Raw genomic sequence first — 16,686 nt, 5'->3', positions numbered from 1 at the left:
GTGATGAGTCGGGGCGATCGTGTTCGCCTCCATAGTTGCACGGAATTCTCATGTCACGCATATGTCAAGTGTCGCTCAAGCGTCACTCACCGGGGATTCGTGGATGGCGTGTTGCTATTGATTCCGAGGGGCGTAGCCAGGTCCTTAAAGAATTCGCTGAGATGCAGCACGTCCTCGCCCGAAGATGACTGAGGGAGATGTGTACGAGTGAAAACGATCCTTGTCACCGGTTGTGCCGGGTTCATCGGCAGCAACTACGTCAGGTACGTGCTCGAGAACGACGCCGACGCCGCCATGATCGGTCTCGACGTGCTCAACTACCGGGGCCGGCGGGACAACCTGACCAGCGCCGATGCGTCCGATCGGTTCGAGTTCGTCCATGGCAGCGTGTGCGACGAGGAGCTAGTCCGCGAGCTGATGGCGAAGGTGGACCACGTCGTCAACTTCGCGGCCGAGTCCTTCGTCGACCGGTCGGTGCTCGACCACCGGCCCTTCCTGCAGTCGAACGTGGCCGGCGTCGATGTGCTGTTGCGTGCCGCCCGTGACTCTGGGGTGACCCGGTTCCTGCAGATCAGCACCCCCGAGGTCTACGGTCCTCGGCTGACCGACGCAGCGGACGAGCTCGACGCCCTGCGACCCAGGAACCCCTATGCGGGGTGCAAGGCGGCGGCGGAGATGCTGGCACGCGCCTACCAGCACAGTTTCGGCGTCCCGGTGCTGTTCACCCGGGGCGCCAACGCCGTGGGGCCGCAGCAGCACATCGAGAACGCGGTGCCGCTGTTCGTGACCAACGCGCTGGACGGTGAGCAGCTCCCGCTGTACGGCAGCGGCGTCGCCGTCCGGGACTGGACCTTCGTCGACGACCTCAATTCGGCCAATCATCTGGTGCTGTGCGAGGGCGAGGTCGGCGCGGCGTACAACATCGCCGGCGGTAACGAGCGCAGTCTCGTGCAGCTCGGCGAGACAGTGCTGCGGGAACTGGGGCTCGAAGGACAGGACCTGTTGCAGTTCATCGGCGAGCGGCCGGCTCACGACCACCGCTATCACCTCGACACTACTCGTTTGCGCGCGTTGGGCTGGCGTCCCAGGAACTCCTTCGAGGACACGATTTTCGAGACCGTCCGCTGGTACCGGGAAAACGAATCCTGGTGGCGCCCGGTGAAGGAGAGCGAGCAGCTCCGTGAATCGCGTCGTGCGATTTACGACCCCAAGAAGGTCGGCGCGAAAGCATCGTAGTCCGGCGGGACGGCGGCAGAGAGGAAACTGGGAATGACTGTGACGATGGTGACCGGCGGTGCCGGCTACATCGGCCGGATACTCGTCGCAGCTCTGGTGAACACCGGCCGGCACGTGGTCGTGGTCGACCGTCTGCTGTACGCGCAGCCACCACCTGGCGGGGCGGACACCGGCGTCGAGTTCCTACATAAGGACATCCGCGACCTGGCCGGCTCCGAACTGTCCGGAGTGGACGAACTGTTCGATCTGGCGGCGATCAGCACGGAGGGCGCGGCTGACCTGCTACCGGAGCTCACCTGGGAGATCAACGACGTCGGCCGCCGCAGACTGGCCGACCTCGCCAGACGGTCCGGTGTGCGCCGCTATCTACTGCCGTCCTCATCCAATGTGTACGGAGCGCGTGCACAACCCTACGGGGAGGATGATGAGGTGGCCGTGGCGAGCATCTACGCCAAGGCCAACCATGCGGCGGAGCAGGGCGTCCTCAGACTGGCTTCCGCCTCGTTCACACCGATTGTGCTACGGCAAGCGACGGTCTACGGCTGGTCGCCGAGTATGCGCTACGACCTGGCGATCAACGCGATGACCGCCGATCTGCTTACCCGAGGCTGCTGTCAGGTCATGGGCGACGGCCGCCAACGCCGGCCCTTCGTCTGGGTGCGGGATCTGGTCCGCGTGCACCTTCGTCTGCTGGAGCTGCCCGCGGAGCGGGTCGCCGGCAACGTGATCAACGTCGGTTCCGCCGGTGACGAGTTCGCGGTCGGTGCCCTGCCGGGTCTGTTGGGCCGGATCGCCGGTGTCGAGCCAGAGATCGGGTACTACGGCGTACCGGACCGGATGAGCCACGGCCTGTCTTACCGGCGGCTCAACGAGATCACCGGCATGGAGTTGGGCCCGGGCCTGCATGCCGGTGTCACAGAACTGGCCACGCACATTCGTGCCGGCTCGGCGCAGGTGGGCGATCCGAGCACGCGCAGGGCCAATTGGATGGAGGCGACATGGTGCTCACCGACGAACTGATCGCGGCGGCGGTGCGCGGCGGCGAGATCGTCATCGATCCGTTCCACGCCGAGCTGTCCCGTCCTGCCAGCCACCTGCTGACCCTGTCCGGCAGATTCATGCGCAGCAACGGGGAAGGCGGACCGATCGATCCGTTCCTGCGATCCGATGTGGACAGTGAATTTGATCCGCTCTTCCTGGCGGACCGGGTGGAACTGGCGCCAGGTGAATTCCTGCTCGGCGCCACTCGCGAGCTGGTTTCTTTGCCCTCCAAGTATTTCGGCCGGATCACCGGGATGTCCCACCTGGCACGCCTCGGGCTCGTCGTGCACGTCACCTCCGACCTGATCAGCCCTGGCTTCGGATTCGGTGCGCCCACTGCGATCACTCTGGAGTTGGTGAACCACCATCCCAGGCCGATCGTGCTGCACGAGCACATGCCCGTGTGCCACCTGCAATTAGCTCGGCTGGAGACGGAACCGACCAAGTCGTACCACCGGCTGCCGACCGGCTACACCGCGGCGGTGCAGCCGACCGCCAGCCGGTACTGGGCCGAGTTCGGCCCTGGAAACGCCACGAGTGCCGGAGCGCGTTCGTGATCGTCCGAGATGTCGATGTCGCGATCGTGGGCGGCGGGGTCGCCGCGCTCTGGTTGGCCGCGTTGGCCGCGCGGACGAAGCTGCGCGTTGCACTGCTCACCGCCGGTCTACTCGGTAGCCACTCCTCCACCAGGAATCAGGGGTGGATCCACAGTGGATCGTTCTATGCCGCCAACGAAGCGTGGACACTCGCCGAGCACTGTGTGCGTGGCGGCGCCGACATTGACCAGTTGGCTCGCAGCACACCAGAACTGATCGCCGGACCGCGCGGGGAGTGCGTGCTGCGCGATGCCGAGCACCTGGACCTGGTCACGGCACGGCTGCGGCGTGTCGGGATCAGCCACCAGTTGGCGTCTGCGCCGGCGGTGAACGCGTCCAGGCTGTTCCGGCGGGGCGACGCTTTCCCGGTGTTGCACACGCCGGACCGTGCCGTGGACAATTCGTTGCTGCTCGACCGGCTCGCGTTCCAGGCCAGGCAGGCAGGGGCGGTCGTGGTTGCGAATTCGGGGCAGCCGGAACTCCGGCGGGACGGTCGCCAGTGGTGCCTGCGTGAGGGCGACTGCGAGGTGCGGGCGGACCAGGTCGTGCTCGCCCTCGGTACCGGGTTACCGACGTACCTGAAGCGGTGGCGGCCCGGGACACGGCATCTGCTCTACGCGTCGACGACCACACGCGTTGTGGTGGTTCCGGGACTGGGCCTGGATGCGCCGGTCCTACCGCTGTTCGACGCGGCACCGACCGTCGTCCCGGTCTGGCACGCGGGACGTGTCGGCGGCGTGACCATCTGCGTGCCGTTCGACAACGTGCGGCATTCTGGATCGCCGCGCCCGGTCACCGTTGAGCTCGCGCAGGAGGTGGTGGACCTCTGCGTACGCCAACTGCCCGGGCTCGCCGATCACCTGCGCGAGAACGAAGAAAGCCCGATCGGGATCTACAATTGCGAGAAGCTAATCATCGACGGCCAGCAGGACGGTGCCGAAGAAAGTCGGAGCTTCCGCGTCGACAGGGTCGAGGCGGGGCTGTACGCGTTTTATGCGGGAAAGTTCACCACAGCTTCCGTGGGGGCATCCGCAATGCTCGACACCCTCGGGACTTCAACAACCAGTTCGGGTGGTCGAGTTCGCCGTCCCGGTGAACTGATTGGAAATCTGACTGTCTCCCGTCGGGCCGCTGCTCGGCCTATGAACTTCGTAATCGGCTCTGAGAAATCCGAATTTCTTGTATCGCCTCAACGGGGGTACCTTAGATGACTGTCGACAATTCTGAAGTGTTTGATTCCTGCGCCGCCTCGGCGTACGACAAGGACTGCACGTTCTGTGTCGAGTTCAAGCACGGCGCTCGGCATCCGGGTAGTCCGGCCGGTACCGTGTTGGGCGCCGACCGCGAGGACCGGCTGATCTGGCAGGACGACGAGTTGGTGGTGGTCCCGTCGATCGGTCCGATGACGAAAGGTCATTCCATGGTGCTCACCCGCGAGCACTACCTGTCCTTTGCCCAGCTTCCGCTGCCCCTGCTGGAGCGGGCCGAGAAGGTGGCGAAGACGTTGTGCCAGCAGCTGTCCAGCCTTGGCTCTCCGATCATGTTCGAGCACGGTGCGATGAGCGAGAGCGCGACGGGCGGAGCATGCACGGACCACGCGCATCTGCACTGCCTGCCCCTGGAGGACATCGACATCAAGGAGCAGTTGGACGAGCGGCTGACCCCTCGCCGTATCGACTCACTTTTGGATCTCGTTGAGCAGCGGGAACGCGGCCAACCGTACATCTACTACCGGAACCAACAGGGCGAGTCATGGGTGTACGACGTAACCACGGACTTGCCCTGTCAGTTCGTCAGGCGGGCGATCAGCAGTTCTCTGAACGCCGACAGCGAGTGGGACTGGCTGGTTCATCCACGGCCGCAGCTCGTGCGTGCCACCCTGGACGCGGTTCGCTGGAACTAACTAATTCTCCTTGATCAAGTGCTAGGATGGCCGCGTGACCAAACTACTCGTAACCGGCGCTGCCGGATTTATCGGCTCGAATTTTGTTCGGTACTGGCGACGCAGTCACCCGAATGACGGTGTGGTTGCGCTGGACATTATGTCCTATGCTGGAAACGAAGAGAACCTATCCGATGTGCGGGCGGAAATCGATTTCGCCAAGGCTGACATCGGCGACGGTGACGCGGTCCGAAGCGTACTAGCCGAGCACTCCCCGGATGTCGTGGTGAACTTCGCGGCCGAGTCGCACAACAGTCTCGCCGTACTCGACCCGACCCGGTTCTTCAGGACTAATGTGATCGGCACTCAGACGTTGCTGGAAGCGTGCCGACAGGTCGGTGTCGAGCGCTTCCACCACGTGTCTACGTGCGAGGTGTACGGCGACATGGCGCTGGACGACCCGGGCAGTTTCACCGAGTCGTCGCCCTATCGGCCCCGCACTCCCTACAGCGCCAGCAAGGCTGGCGGGGACCATGCAGTCCGGTGTTACTTCGAGACGTTCCAGCTGCCGGTGACCATCACCAACTGTTCCAACAACTACGGGCCCTACCAGTACCCGGAGAAGATCCTCCCGCTGTTCACAGCCAAGGCGCTTGCGGGGGAGCAACTTCCGCTTTACCAGTCCAGCCAGAACCGGCGAGAGTGGATTCACGTCCTCGATCACTGCCGGGCCATCGACGCTGTGCTGGCAAAGGGCCGGGTCGGCGAGACCTACCACGTTGGGACGGGGACCGAGGCCAGCATCGAGCAGATCGCCGATCTAGTGCTCACGGAGCTGGGGCTGCCGTCCTCGATGAAGACGACGGTGCCCGACCGGCCCGGCCATGACCGCCGCTATCTGCTCGAGTCGAGCAAGATCCGCGACGAGCTGAGCTGGCAGCCGGAGTACGAGTTCGACAAGGGCGTACGGGAGACCGTTCGCTGGTATGAGGCCAACCCGGGCTGGTGGCGTCCGTTGCGTGAGCGGGCCCGCGTCGTCGAGGAGAACTGGAAGGCCGGCTCGTAACCGGATCCTGGGGGTGACGCCGCTTGAGGTTGTCACCCCCGCCGCTTCGGCCGTCGGTACCAGCGGGGGCAGCAACAGGGGGGGGAGATGAACGATCAGCTTGTTCCGCCATACCGGATCTGCCTGGACGAAGGTCAGGTGCGGCAGGCGGTTGACGGGTTCGAGGAGGTACTGCGCGGCGGCACGTTCGTGCTAGGGCCGAAGACCCGCCGATTCGAGCAGGAGTTCGGCGCCCTGGTCCTTGGCCGCGAGGTCACCGCAGTGAGCACGGGCACGGTCGCGCTGGAGATGATCTTCCGGGGCATCGGAGTGCACGGCAGGGATATCCTAGTGCCCGCCAACACCAACTTCGCCACCGCTCGCGCGGTCACAGCGGCCGGCGGCCGGCCGGTGCTCTACGACGCCGGGCTACTGCCATCGGTGACAGCGATCGAGCAGGCCCTGACGCCGCAGACCGCTGCCGTCACGGTCGTGCACATCGGCGGCCACGTCAGCCCAGAACTGCCCGCTCTGTGTTCGCTGCTGGACAAGGTGGGTATCCCCTTGGTCGAGGACGCCGCGCACGCGCACGGCTCCACTCTCGGCGGCGTGTCCGCCGGCGCGTTCGGTGCGGCGGCAGCCTTTTCCTTCTTCCCCACGAAGGTGGTGACGACCTTCGAGGGCGGTGCGGTGGTGACCCGAGACGCGGAACTCACCCGACTGACCCGGATGTACCGCAATCAGGGCAAGGACGCGCACGGACTGCACGTGGTCGAGGGGAACAGTTGGCGCCTGTCGGAGGTGGGCGCGGTACTCGGCTTGGTGCAGCTTCGCAGGTTCCGAGCCGACCAGCGGCGGCGCGAACAGATCCTTGACCGGTACCGCGTCGAGTTGGACCCGTGTCCAGGCATCCGGTTCCCCACGGTACCAGCCGGCGCCGCGCTGAGTGGGCACAAGGCGATCGCGCTGCTTGCCGAGCCGGAGCACCGTACGCAGTTCCGGCAGACCCTGGCACTGCGCGGAGTCGGACTAGCTGGTGGGGTCTATGAGGTTCCACTGCACCGGCAGCCCGTCTTCGAGCACCTGGGTGCCGGCCGGCGGTTCCCCGAGGCCGACGCGTTTGCTGCCGCGCACATCTGTCTGCCCATGTGGGCCTCGATGAGCGACCGGGAGGTCGGCACGGTGATCGACGCTGTGGCCGCCGCGGTCCGGGATGACTGACCCGCCATCCACTGGCTTTCCGTTCCGTGCACAAGGTGATCCGGGCTGTCGGCGACTGAGTGCCCGGGCTGCCCTTACCCGAATTCTTCAGACAAAGCCGGCTAGGAGGAACTACGGATGCGCGTGGTGTTTGCACAAAAGGCAGTCATCATCCACGACAACAAGGTCCTGCTCGTCCAGAAGGACGACAACGACCCACACCAGCCGCTACGCTGGGAGATCCCCGGTGGCCGGATGGCACCGGACGAGACTCTGGACGAGCACATCAAGCGTGAGGTGCGGGAGGAGGTCGGCCTGGAGGTCGCGCCCGGCCGACCGCTGGCCATGTGGTCATGGGTGTTGGGCACGAAGCCAGACGTTCCGACAGCCGTCGCGGTCGCAAGGCAGTGCCGCGTTCTGACCGAGGACCGAACGATCAGCTTCGACCAGCACGACGAAAGTGACCACATCGGCAACTGGGCCTGGGTGGACCTGGCCGAGGTCGCCGGTTACGACCTCATTCCTGATCTGCGGCAGCCCGTGCTCGAAGCGCTCAGTCTGGTCGGCCCGGTGAGCGGGCGTAGCGATGGCTGACCGTGTCTGCGTGGTGATCGGCGACCTCTCCGTCGACTTTCTATCCACTGTGGACGAAGTCGACGCCGCGCCCAGGTTGGCCGATGGCAGGGACGTCAACGTGGACAGCGGCAGTCAGTTGCGGATCGGTGGCACTGCCTGGCTGTTCAGCGAGGCGCTGATGGACAAGAGTGATACCCGGCCGCTGATCCTATCGACGGTGGGCGAGGACCTCGCGGGCGAGTTCATCAGATCGCACGTCGCCTCGGTCGGCCTTGCCTCCGAAGGGATCGAGGTGCCGACCGGATTCGCCACGAGTACGTGTTCCATGACGTACTTCGCCGACAAGCAGCGGCTGATGCTATACCCGAGTAGCGCGCCGAAGGGCAGCTCTACCGAGCACGTCAACCAGTTTCTGACCGTGGCGCAACAGCGTTCTCCCACGTGTACTTGGTTGTCGGGACACACCGTCAACAAGAGCTCCGCGGAATGGCGGAAACTGCTGCGACTGGTGTGTGATTCGATGCGGGACGCAGGCAGCCGCGTGGTCGTGGACCTGGTGCCGCACAGGTTCCGCGAGGCGGTCGGCGAGTTGGATCTCGTGGACGGACTACTCGGCGTGGTGGACGGCGTCGTCGGTGAGCTGCCCACCCTGCTGGAACTTGTCGACCTGCCGGCGGGCCATGCACGGGGCGTCGAGGGCCAGATGAAGCAGCTCGCCGAGCTGACCAGCAGGCGTTACCGGCTCGGCGTCGTCCAGGGCCGATTCGACCAGGGCAGCTACGGCCAGGCAGTGGCCCTCGACGGTGATCTCATCAGCTGGCAGCGGGAACCACTTGCTGGCAGGAGTCTGCGCGGACTCGGTGATCAACTCTCGGTCGACGCACTGATCGTCGCGCAGTTCCTCTGAACTCGCCTACCACAAGCACGCCGAAACGAGGAGCACTATGCCCAGTATCTCCACCGAGCGGGATCTGTTCACGCTCATCAACGTGTTCACGGTCGACACCGCTGACCAATGCCGGCTGTTCGACCTGCTGACCGAGGCCACTGAGACGATCATCCGACATCTGCCTGGCTTCGTCTCGGCGAGCTTCCATCTCAGCGAGGACGGCCGGCAGGTGATCAACTATGCCCAGTGGCGCAGCAGGAACGACTTCGAGGTGATGCATGACCACCCGGACTTCCAGCCGCATATCGCCGAATGCCGGCGGATCGCGACGGTACAGCCCGTCGTGTGCCGGGTCAGGTACACGGCCGAAGGCACGCACCCCGGTGCTGGGCAGTGAGATGACGCGGTGGACCGTGCATGGCAGCCATCGAATCTACACGAGCCCGTGGCTGGACCTGGATCTGGACCTGGTCGAGCTGCCCGACGGGAAGCGGATCGAGCATCACGTGATCCGCTTCCCCCGGGGCTCGGTCGGCGCGGTCGTGGCCGAGTCGGACCACATACTTTTGTTGTGGAGGCACCGTTTCATCACCGATACCTGGGGCTGGGAGGTACCAGCGGGCTGGGCCGAGGACGGTGAGGATCCCGTAGCCGCAGTGCGGCGGGAGGTGGTGGAGGAGACCGGCTACCGGCCGGAGGCGGTCGAGCCATTGGTGAGCTTCGCGCCGTTGATCGGGATCAGCTCGCACCGCTTTGAGATGTTCGTGGCCTCAGGGGGACCCCTGGTCAATGAACCGGACTCCATCGAGTCCACGAAGGTGCAATGGCTTCCGCTGGCGGATATACCGAGGTTGGTCGCAATGGGCCAGATTTCGGACGGACCGTCCCTCACCGCGTTGGCCTACTACCAACTTCGCCACCACGCTCACAACTGATCCACCATAGGCGAGCGTTGCCGGTCTTGGCCTGGTCGAGCACCGCTGGCAGCGAACGGTCGACCTCGCGAGCCACAGTCGCCTGGTCGGCGACCGTGGCCAGCCACCCGTGGCGGCCAAGCCAGCCTACCGGGTCGTCGACGGCGGACTTCCAGTGACTGGCCACCACACGGCCGGGACCCTCTTTGGCGAAACGCGTGATCGCGGAGTTGACGTGCTCCGCTGCGAGGTGGCTGTGCGGTGTGGAAAGCCGGAACACGTCATCTAGCAACCGGTCGTTGTCGGCGTCTGACAGGTACGGCAGCACTCCCTCTACGAGCCAGGCCGTGGCCACTGTCCGGTCGAAGCTGGTGGAGTTGACCAGAGTGTTCGGCCAGTCCTCACGGAGGTCCGCGCCGACCATGGTGACGGCACAGGTGGGTTCAGTACCCAGCTGTGCCAATACGTTCTCCTTGAAGGCCACGACCTCCGGCAGGTCGATCTCGAAAACACGGGTGTCCGCGGGCAGGGGAAGCCGATAGGCCCTCGCATCCAGGCCAGCAGCCAGGATTACCACCTGGGGGATGCCGCTGTTCGTTCTCTCTAGCAGCCAGTCGTCGAAGTGGCGCGTGCGCAACGCCAAATATCCGCTCATGACCGGTGCGTGCTCGCTGATGGAAGCGCTGAGGTGACTCGGCCCAGCGGCGACGAAGGCCTCGGCCAGGTCATCCCGGAACAATCGGTCACTGCGTTGGCTCTCCAGCTGCCGCTCAACGGCCACCGTGAACGCTGTGAAGGAGCTCTGGGTATTCCACGTCATCCCAGTCCGCCTGCCGCCACGATGGACTGACCGGTAATCCAGCCAGCTTGTTCGCTGACCAGGTAGGCAACGATGTCCGCGATGTCACCCGGCTGGCCGATCCGGCCCAGCGGCGTCATGGAGGCGATCATGTCGAACTGTTGACGCACATGAGGCAGGATTCCGTCCGTGTCCACGAGACCGGGCAGTACGGAATTAACGGTGATGCGCCGGTGTCCTAGCTCCTTCGCCAGCGCGACCGCCAGCAGTTCGCCCGCTATCTTCGTTGCGCTGTAGGCGCCGGTGTCTGGACAGTGCGCACGAGTGCATCCGGTCGAGATGTTGACCACTCGGCCGCCCTCGTTAAGCTTGTTCGCCGCGAGCCGCATGGCGCGGAACGTGCCCTTGATGTTGACTTCAACCGCGCGGTCAAATGTTTCGTCGGTCACGTCGGCAATCTTGCCGTTCGCCTGGCTGGCGGCGTTCGTGACCAGGATGTCGAGCCCACCGAAACGTTCGAGTGCCGTGTCGAACAGGCGCTCTACGTCAGCCTGGACACCCATGTCCCCCTGCGCAGCGATCGCGCTCCCACCGCCTGCGGTGATCTCGCCTACGACCTGCTCGGCTGCGGTCAAATTGCTATGGTAGTTGACGGCGACCGCAGTGCCGTTGAGTCCGAGTCGTAGGGCGATTGCCCGGCCAATACCGCGGGAGGCTGCGGTGACGATTGCCGATTTCTTGGGTGTCGTCATTTTTGGATGTCTCCTAGCTGGGTACCGTAATCCGTATCGAAAGTACAACTGGATGGTGCTGCGGTCAAGGTTCATCTGTCAGGTGTGTGTTGACGTTCGTGGCGGTGTGAGAAATAGTGAAGGCGGGGTCAAACGATCATAGCGACGCCAGGATACGATCTTGGTAGCGCCGATCGATAGGAATGGTGCATGAGCTGGCACGAGTCATTGCGGTTCGAAGAGTGAGAGATCATCTCTCGTGAGTTGAGTAAAAGATCGTTCGGCTCGATTCATCGCGAAGGTGCTGGGGCAGCACCATTCGACGATTGCTCGGGAAATCGACCGCAACGGTGGCCCTGTGGAATATCGTGCTGTCGAGACGGTAACTGTTCACCTGGTTGGTAGAGGTGTTGGTGTCCAAGGATTTCCGGTGACAGCGGCACGGATTGATTCGAAGGCGTTGTGGCCGTGCTTGCCTGCGGTTGAGACGTAGCCGCGGATGCGGACCCAGGCGGTGGCGCTGGCCTCGGATCGGAAGGTTCCCGAGATTTTCATCTGGGTCTTGGTCGGCCGTAGATCGCGCTCGGCGAGGTTGTTGGTGAAGGGCACGGACAGGTCTCGGGCGAAGCGCAGCACCAGTTCCTCCCGGCCGAGTAGGCGTTCCAGGAGGTTGCGGGTCTTGGACTGCTTCCAGCCGGGCTTGCTGGGTGTCCCGCCTCGGGTTCGATGTCTCCATCAAACCCGAGGCGGGACAACATGCGCCGACATGGTCTTGCCGGTTCCCGGGGGTGTCCCTATGTGGTTGTCAAGCCGCGGTTGCGGTGGGAGTGGGTTCGGGGTGGCGGTAGTGGGTGTGGTTGCGGAGCATGGCGTAGAGGACGTCGCAGCGGCGTCGGGCGAGGCATATGAGGGCGGCGTTGTGTTTCTTGCCCTCGGCGCGGTTGGGTCGGCCCGAGGCGCGGTGCCGGTCTTTCGGCTGGTCCGTTTCCTCGGGCCGCCCGCCGAACCCGGCGTGCCCATTACTGAGCACCGGGCTCTCCACAGGTCCCGGCTGGGCGGCTGGTGGTCCTCAGTTCGTGGCGGTCTACGGTGTCAGGATCTTCGTGCCTCGGTAGCGGTAGCGGATGATCCGCATCCGGCCGGGATCGAAGAGGTAGGACTGACCGTCGACGGGCCACCATCCACCGCCGCAGAAGCGGCGTCGGAGTTGTTTCCAGGTGATCTTGCGGTGTTTGCGCCTGATCCATCCCATGGCCCGTTCCCAGGCGTACTTGGACAGGTATTGGAATGTCGAGGCGGACACCCCGGCCCGGAAGTAGGTGGACCAGCCCCGCAGCACCGGGTTCAGCTGGCGCAGCAGGGTCGCCAAGGGTTCGTTGATGTTCTGCCGGCAGATCGTCTTGACCTTGGCCATGACGGCCTTGAGAGCCTTCTTGGCCGGATAGGTGTAGATGTGCCGCCGGTTCGTGCCTCGCTTGCGGTGGCGCTGGATGCGCCAGCCGAGAAAATCGAGGCCCTCGTCGATGTGGGTGATCATCGTCTTGGTCTCCGACAGGCGCAGGCCCATCGGTGCCAGGACCGCCGCTACCACGTCACGCGCTTGCTCGGCGTGTTCACGGTCGCCGGACACCATGACCAGGAAATCATCCGCGTACCGGATCAACCGATAGCTGGCCTGGCCACGCAGCCGTCGTTTGCGGCGCTCCCACTCGCGAGTCGCCGGACCACCCTCGACCTGGGCGAAGTACTCGTCCAGAATCGACAGAGCGATGTTGGCCAGCAGCGGCGAGAGAATGCCTCCCTGCGGAGTGCCGGTCTCGGTGTTCCTGAATTGCCGATCCTGAGACAGGATGCCCGCCTTCAGGAACGCCTTCACCAAGTCCAGCACGCGTTTGTCCCCGACACGACGGCGCACCCGGTCCATCAGAGCCGTATGGTCGATCATGTCGAAGCACGCCTCAATATCGCCCTCGACCACCCACTCATAGGAGTGCTTGGCCAAGAACCACGTCTCGGCGATCGCGTCCTGCGCCCGGCGTCCGGGGCGGAACCCGTAAGAACACGGGTGAAACTCCGCCTCGAAGATCGGCTCCAGCACCAGCTTCAGGGACGCTTGGACCACCCGGTCGGCCGTGGTCGGGATGCCCAGGCGACGCATCTTGCCGTTCGCCTTGGGAATCATCCGCTCCCGAACCGGAACTGGGTGGAAGTTGCGCTGCTTGAGTTGGCAGCGCAGCTGGTCGAGGAATCCCTCGACCCCAATGGCGGTTTCGATGTAGCGGGCGGTCGTGCCGTCCGCTTCAGCCGTGCGCGACCCCTTGTTGCTCCGCACCCGATCCCACGCCACCAAGAGGAAGGCGGGATCGGCCACGAGGTTGAACACATCGTCGAACCGGCGATGAGGATCGCCGGTTGCCCATCGGTGCAGTTTGGTCTGGATCTCCAGTACCCGGCGCTCGGCCCAATACAGGACCGATTCCGGATCGCGGGTATTCACCCGTGGCCTCCCGGCATTCCAGCATCCTCCTTGCTGACTTGCTGGTCTCCTTCGCCATGTACGCGCCTCTCGCGCGCTCGGACTACTACGAGACCTCCGTCCCACCCCAAGCCCATCGGTCGGCAACGGACTTGCCCGCCGCCGGGCTGGCTGCCCGGTGGTGAGGGCGGACTGGGGCGGTTCCCACGTTCACTCGGTGTTCGATCGGCCAGGCAGGCACCCAGCTCTACCCCGGCAGCATCGCCACGCCTACGCCGCAGACCTTCAACGTGGCCTCCTCACCAATTAGAAGAACGTGGCTTCGGAATCGGTCCCCTCGCAAAACAGGGACCGCGCACTGCATCCCGGCCCATATCCGCCAGGTTGGAGCCGGTACTACGCTTACGGGGCGTCAACCCTGACCATTCACGGGGTTTGGTCAGAGGGTGAGGGGTCGGGGTTTTGCTGTGGTGGGGCGGTTTTTCGGTGTGGGGTCATGCCAGCGGCCCAGCAGTCGGGCCGGGTGGCCGGGGGTTCCACAGGCCCCCGAGGGTCTTTCTGGTTGCAGAGACGGGTTCGCGCTGTTCAGGGGGCTTGGGGCAGGGCGGTGATGCGCTGCCACGCGTTCATGATCTGCGCGGCCCAGGGCCAGGTGCGGGGAACTTTCAGGCGTCGTTCCGGCCGCCGCGGACGAGGCGGGCCGTGGTGTGCAGCACCCGGTAGCGCAACGTTTTCGGCTCGGCCCGCGCGAGATGGCCGTCGAGAGCGAGGAGTTTGAGCCAGGCGAGCAGGATCGCGGCGGTCATGGACGCGGTCAGCCACGCGGTGTTGATCGCGAAGTCGTGCGAGGGGAACCGGCCCAGACCGGTGTCCTTGCCGGTGCGGATGCAGTCCTCCACCCGCGCGTGCACCCGGTGCGCGGCATCGAGGTACTGCGGCTGCCCCAGCCAGCCGGTCGTAGTGTCGGGGCGGTTGGTGACCCACAGCGTGTAGCGCCACCCGTCCTCCGTTTCGAACAACGTCAGCTGCGCGCCGGGGTGGAGGCGTTCGCGGCGCACGAACACCCGCATCGTGCCCGGCCAGTTCTCCAACTGGTCCCCGCCCGGACCGTGGCGTAAGAGCCCGGTCAGCTCGGCCACGTGGGCTTGTTCGACCCAGCAACGCGAGTGCGCGCACCGAGCGTTGTCGCAGGCGTCGTCGGCGCGGCGCTCACGCAGCTGGCCGCGTGGCCCGATCGCTTGCACCCACGCCTTTTCGGGCACCCGTCGGATCGCGGTCTTCTCCCGCCCGGTCAGCGCCCACCCCACCGAGTAGATCAGCTGATACCCGCGCCGAGACGCGAGCGTATCCAGGTGCTGGATGAGGTCGTGGCTGGCGCCTGCACCGTCCACAGTGACCATCAACCGCCGCCGAAACCGTTGCGGCAGCGCAGTAATCGCCGCATCGACGATGCCCGTGTGGTCGTCGGCGGTGTTACTGCCCGCCGACCCGGCCCGCAGCATCCAGGCCAGCGGCTCACCCCCGGTGTTATCGCAATACGCCTGCAACGGGTGATGCCCGAACCCCTTGAAGTTCGCCTCGGCCCCCTCCTTGTCCGAATGCGCCACCGTCACCGTCGCGTCGATCCGGATACAGGTCACGTCGTGCAGGGTTCTGTCCGCGATCCGCACCCCGGGAAGTGTCCCGTGCCGCGCCACGATCCGGTCCCACGCATACCGGCGGGCGGCATTCACCGCGGCGGTGATCTCCTTCCCAGTCCGGGTGCCACCCGCGGCGATCTCGTCCAGCGTCCGCCACGCGGTCGGCACCGACGCCACCGGGCCGAACAGCTCTCCTTGATCACTCATCACCCGGAAATCGCTGATTGCCCGCGCTCCGTCGCCGATCGCGCACGCCACATCCGCCATCACCCGTCCCCGGTCATGCACCAGCAACCGGGTGCCTGGCCAGCGCCTTCGACAAGCCCCCGGTCAGACCCGTCTTATCGGTCAGGCCACGCAGCAGCGCGAGCCCGGCGTGCGACACGATCCCTTCACCATCCGCGGTGACTTCCAAACCCCGCGACCACCCAGTAACGTTCACCTCGGAAGTGCTCCTCGACCTTGGTGCGACACGGACCCTAGTGTCCTGCGTCGGAAATTCGGTGGCAGTATCGTGCGAGTGAGTCGATGATCTCTTCGGCGGTCTTGGCCCACACGAACGGTTTCGGGTCTTGGTTCCAGTCCTTGATCCACCCGCGGATGTCTTTTTCGAGGGCCGCGACACTTTTGTGTACACCGCGACGGATCAGCTGGTCGGTCAGGAATCCGAACCACCGCTCGACTTGGTTGATCCAGCTCGATCCGGTCGGGGTGAAGTGCATGTGGAACCGAGGGTGGCTCGCCAGCCATGTTCTGATCGCGGGGGTCTTGTGGGTGCCGTAGTTGTCGCAGATCAGGTGGATGTCAAGGCCTGCAGGGACGGTCTTGTCGATCGTGGTGAGGAATTTCTTGAACTCGATGGCGCGGTGCTGGCGGTGCAGTTCGCTGATCACGGTGCCGTCGGCGATGGTGAACGCGGCGAACAGACTGGTGATGCCGTGGCGGATGTAGTCATGGCTGCGCCGTTCGGGCATGCCGGGCATCATCGGCAGCACCGGCTGGGACCGGTCCAGGGCTTGGACCTGGCTCTTTTCGTCGGCGCACAGCACGACGGCTCGTTCCGGGGGCGGGTTGTGGTAGAGCCCGACCACGTCGATGACCTTCTCCATGAACAACGGGTCCGTCGAGAGCTTGAAGGTGTCCGCCTGGTGCGGTTTGAGCCCGAAGTCCCGCCAGATCCGCCCGATGGTCGACTTGGACAGCCCGGACCGCTCGGCCATCGACGTTCGCGACCAGTGCGTGGCGTTGCGGGGCGTCTGCTCCAGGGTTGTCACGATCACCTCCTCAACCTGATCCAGCGTGATCGACGGCGGCCGGCCCGGCCGGTCTTCGTCGACCAACCCGTCCAAACGATCAGCGAGGAACCGGGAACGCCACTTGCCCACCGTCATCCGATGGATCCCGAGCCGATCCGCAACCTCCACATTGGACAACCCATCCGCGCACGCCAGCACGATCCGACATCGCAACGCCAACGCCTGCGCCGATTTCGCCCGCCGCGCCCACCGAAGCAATGTCTCACGCTCGTCATCGCTGAGAACCAACTCGACTTTGGACCGTCCACGCGCCGCCATCACCGCATCCTACAATTAGATAGCGGACTTCCGACGCAGGACACTAGGCGCAGTGCAGCATTCTCCCGCAGCGCCGCGTCGAGTTCT

18 protein-coding genes and 2 pseudogenes are annotated in these 16,686 nt (G+C 64.9%); 12 read left to right on the top strand and 8 right to left on the bottom strand.

Going from position 1 to position 16,686, the window contains the following annotated elements; translation table 11 throughout:
* Window positions 1-207: 207 nt before the first annotated feature.
* From D5S19_RS23020 to D5S19_RS22970, 11 genes are all read left to right on the top strand, one after another.
* Window positions 208-1,236 (top strand): dTDP-glucose 4,6-dehydratase, encoded by a 1,029-nt coding sequence (locus D5S19_RS23020; protein WP_120025484.1) that lies wholly within the window; start codon window positions 208-210, stop codon window positions 1,234-1,236.
* A 33-nt stretch (window positions 1,237-1,269) separates the two neighbouring features.
* Entirely contained in the window at window positions 1,270-2,256 is a 987-nt protein-coding gene (locus tag D5S19_RS23015; RefSeq protein WP_120025483.1) for an NAD-dependent epimerase/dehydratase family protein, read from the top strand.
* Window positions 2,235-2,834 (top strand): dCTP deaminase, encoded by a 600-nt coding sequence (gene dcd / locus D5S19_RS23010; protein WP_120025482.1) that lies wholly within the window; start codon window positions 2,235-2,237, stop codon window positions 2,832-2,834. The genes D5S19_RS23015 and dcd overlap by 22 nt, the downstream gene beginning before the upstream one ends.
* Window positions 2,831-4,084 carry an NAD(P)/FAD-dependent oxidoreductase gene (locus D5S19_RS23005; RefSeq protein WP_158605617.1) on the top strand — a complete coding sequence of 418 codons (1,254 nt, stop codon included), beginning with the start codon at window positions 2,831-2,833 and terminating at the stop codon, window positions 4,082-4,084. The genes dcd and D5S19_RS23005 overlap by 4 nt, the downstream gene beginning before the upstream one ends.
* Window positions 4,081-4,776 carry an HIT family protein gene (locus D5S19_RS23000; protein ID WP_120025480.1) on the top strand — a complete coding sequence of 232 codons (696 nt, stop codon included), beginning with the start codon at window positions 4,081-4,083 and terminating at the stop codon, window positions 4,774-4,776. Before D5S19_RS23005 ends, D5S19_RS23000 begins: the two co-directional genes overlap by 4 nt.
* 34 nt (window positions 4,777-4,810) lie before the next feature.
* Complete coding sequence (gene rfbB, locus D5S19_RS22995; RefSeq protein ID WP_120025479.1) at window positions 4,811-5,821, top strand: dTDP-glucose 4,6-dehydratase; 1,011 nt, start codon at window positions 4,811-4,813, stop codon at window positions 5,819-5,821.
* An 87-nt stretch (window positions 5,822-5,908) separates the two neighbouring features.
* Entirely contained in the window at window positions 5,909-7,021 is a 1,113-nt protein-coding gene (locus D5S19_RS22990) for a DegT/DnrJ/EryC1/StrS family aminotransferase (RefSeq protein WP_120025478.1), read from the top strand.
* Between the two features lie 117 nt (window positions 7,022-7,138).
* A complete protein-coding gene (locus D5S19_RS22985; RefSeq protein WP_120025477.1) occupies window positions 7,139-7,594 on the top strand; it encodes an NUDIX domain-containing protein in 456 nt (151 codons plus the stop codon).
* Entirely contained in the window at window positions 7,587-8,483 is an 897-nt protein-coding gene (locus D5S19_RS22980; RefSeq protein ID WP_120025476.1) for a carbohydrate kinase family protein, read from the top strand. The genes D5S19_RS22985 and D5S19_RS22980 overlap by 8 nt, the downstream gene beginning before the upstream one ends.
* Window positions 8,484-8,520: 37 nt before the next feature.
* Complete coding sequence (locus D5S19_RS22975) at window positions 8,521-8,862, top strand: antibiotic biosynthesis monooxygenase family protein (protein WP_120025475.1); 342 nt, start codon at window positions 8,521-8,523, stop codon at window positions 8,860-8,862.
* 1 nt (window position 8,863) lies between these two features.
* Window positions 8,864-9,400 carry an NUDIX hydrolase gene (locus tag D5S19_RS22970; protein WP_120025494.1) on the top strand — a complete coding sequence of 179 codons (537 nt, stop codon included), beginning with the start codon at window positions 8,864-8,866 and terminating at the stop codon, window positions 9,398-9,400.
* Here D5S19_RS22970 and D5S19_RS22965 read toward each other — a convergent pair.
* Together D5S19_RS22965 and D5S19_RS22960 are read right to left on the bottom strand one after the other, a co-directional pair.
* Window positions 9,354-10,160, bottom strand: coding sequence for an SAM-dependent methyltransferase (locus D5S19_RS22965; RefSeq protein WP_158605616.1), 807 nt, complete (start codon window positions 10,158-10,160; stop codon window positions 9,354-9,356). The two genes, D5S19_RS22970 and D5S19_RS22965, sit on opposite strands and share 47 nt — an antisense overlap.
* Before the next feature lie 35 nt (window positions 10,161-10,195).
* Entirely contained in the window at window positions 10,196-10,930 is a 735-nt protein-coding gene (locus D5S19_RS22960; protein ID WP_120025473.1) for an SDR family oxidoreductase, read from the bottom strand.
* Window positions 10,931-11,210: 280 nt separating this feature from the next.
* Here D5S19_RS22960 and D5S19_RS34245 point away from each other — a divergent pair, with 280 nt between their 5' ends.
* Complete coding sequence (locus D5S19_RS34245) at window positions 11,211-11,402, top strand: hypothetical protein (RefSeq protein WP_407641778.1); 192 nt, start codon at window positions 11,211-11,213, stop codon at window positions 11,400-11,402.
* 32 nt (window positions 11,403-11,434) lie between these two features.
* Here D5S19_RS34245 and D5S19_RS34240 read toward each other — a convergent pair.
* The 6 genes and pseudogenes from D5S19_RS34240 to D5S19_RS22925 all read right to left on the bottom strand — a co-directional run.
* Window positions 11,435-11,587, bottom strand: a pseudogene (locus tag D5S19_RS34240) (IS66 family transposase); the annotation flags it as partial.
* Window positions 11,588-11,714: 127 nt separating this feature from the next.
* Window positions 11,715-11,852, bottom strand: a pseudogene (locus D5S19_RS22945) (IS110 family transposase); the annotation flags it as partial.
* 141 nt (window positions 11,853-11,993) lie between these two features.
* Complete coding sequence (ltrA, locus tag D5S19_RS22940; RefSeq protein ID WP_233574098.1) at window positions 11,994-13,532, bottom strand: group II intron reverse transcriptase/maturase; 1,539 nt, start codon at window positions 13,530-13,532, stop codon at window positions 11,994-11,996.
* 518 nt (window positions 13,533-14,050) lie between these two features.
* A complete protein-coding gene (locus D5S19_RS22930) occupies window positions 14,051-15,292 on the bottom strand; it encodes an IS1380 family transposase (protein WP_199730645.1) in 1,242 nt (413 codons plus the stop codon).
* A gap of 13 nt (window positions 15,293-15,305) precedes the next feature.
* The gene (locus D5S19_RS32095; protein ID WP_158605615.1) at window positions 15,306-15,467 is read right to left on the bottom strand and encodes a hypothetical protein; all 162 of its coding nucleotides are present in this window, start codon (window positions 15,465-15,467) and stop codon (window positions 15,306-15,308) included.
* A gap of 37 nt (window positions 15,468-15,504) precedes the next feature.
* Entirely contained in the window at window positions 15,505-16,599 is a 1,095-nt protein-coding gene (locus tag D5S19_RS22925) for an IS630 family transposase (protein ID WP_120025469.1), read from the bottom strand.
* Window positions 16,600-16,686: the final 87 nt, after the last annotated feature.

This window comes from Amycolatopsis panacis (assembly GCF_003600245.1).
Classification (GTDB): domain Bacteria; phylum Actinomycetota; class Actinomycetes; order Mycobacteriales; family Pseudonocardiaceae; genus Amycolatopsis; species Amycolatopsis sulphurea.
Note: the sequence above shows the minus strand (reverse complement) of the source record. Positions and strands in the feature narration are given on the sequence as shown.

What these genes read in the sequence shown, in the direction of transcription:
- D5S19_RS22970 (WP_120025494.1), top strand. Translation starts at nt 8,864, where the DNA reads ATGACGCGGTGGACCGTGCATGGCAGCCATCGAATCTACACGAGCCCG.
- D5S19_RS22925 (WP_120025469.1), bottom strand. Translation starts at nt 16,599, where the DNA reads ATGGCGGCGCGTGGACGGTCCAAAGTCGAGTTGGTTCTCAGCGATGAC.
- D5S19_RS22980 (WP_120025476.1), top strand. Translation starts at nt 7,587, where the DNA reads ATGGCTGACCGTGTCTGCGTGGTGATCGGCGACCTCTCCGTCGACTTT.
- D5S19_RS22975 (WP_120025475.1), top strand. Translation starts at nt 8,521, where the DNA reads ATGCCCAGTATCTCCACCGAGCGGGATCTGTTCACGCTCATCAACGTG.
- D5S19_RS23000 (WP_120025480.1), top strand. Translation starts at nt 4,081, where the DNA reads ATGACTGTCGACAATTCTGAAGTGTTTGATTCCTGCGCCGCCTCGGCG.
- D5S19_RS22960 (WP_120025473.1), bottom strand. Translation starts at nt 10,930, where the DNA reads ATGACGACACCCAAGAAATCGGCAATCGTCACCGCAGCCTCCCGCGGT.
- D5S19_RS22985 (WP_120025477.1), top strand. Translation starts at nt 7,139, where the DNA reads ATGCGCGTGGTGTTTGCACAAAAGGCAGTCATCATCCACGACAACAAG.
- dcd (WP_120025482.1), top strand. Translation starts at nt 2,235, where the DNA reads ATGGTGCTCACCGACGAACTGATCGCGGCGGCGGTGCGCGGCGGCGAG.
- D5S19_RS23015 (WP_120025483.1), top strand. Translation starts at nt 1,270, where the DNA reads ATGACTGTGACGATGGTGACCGGCGGTGCCGGCTACATCGGCCGGATA.
- D5S19_RS22930 (WP_199730645.1), bottom strand. Translation starts at nt 15,292, where the DNA reads ATGGCGGATGTGGCGTGCGCGATCGGCGACGGAGCGCGGGCAATCAGC.
- D5S19_RS22990 (WP_120025478.1), top strand. Translation starts at nt 5,909, where the DNA reads ATGAACGATCAGCTTGTTCCGCCATACCGGATCTGCCTGGACGAAGGT.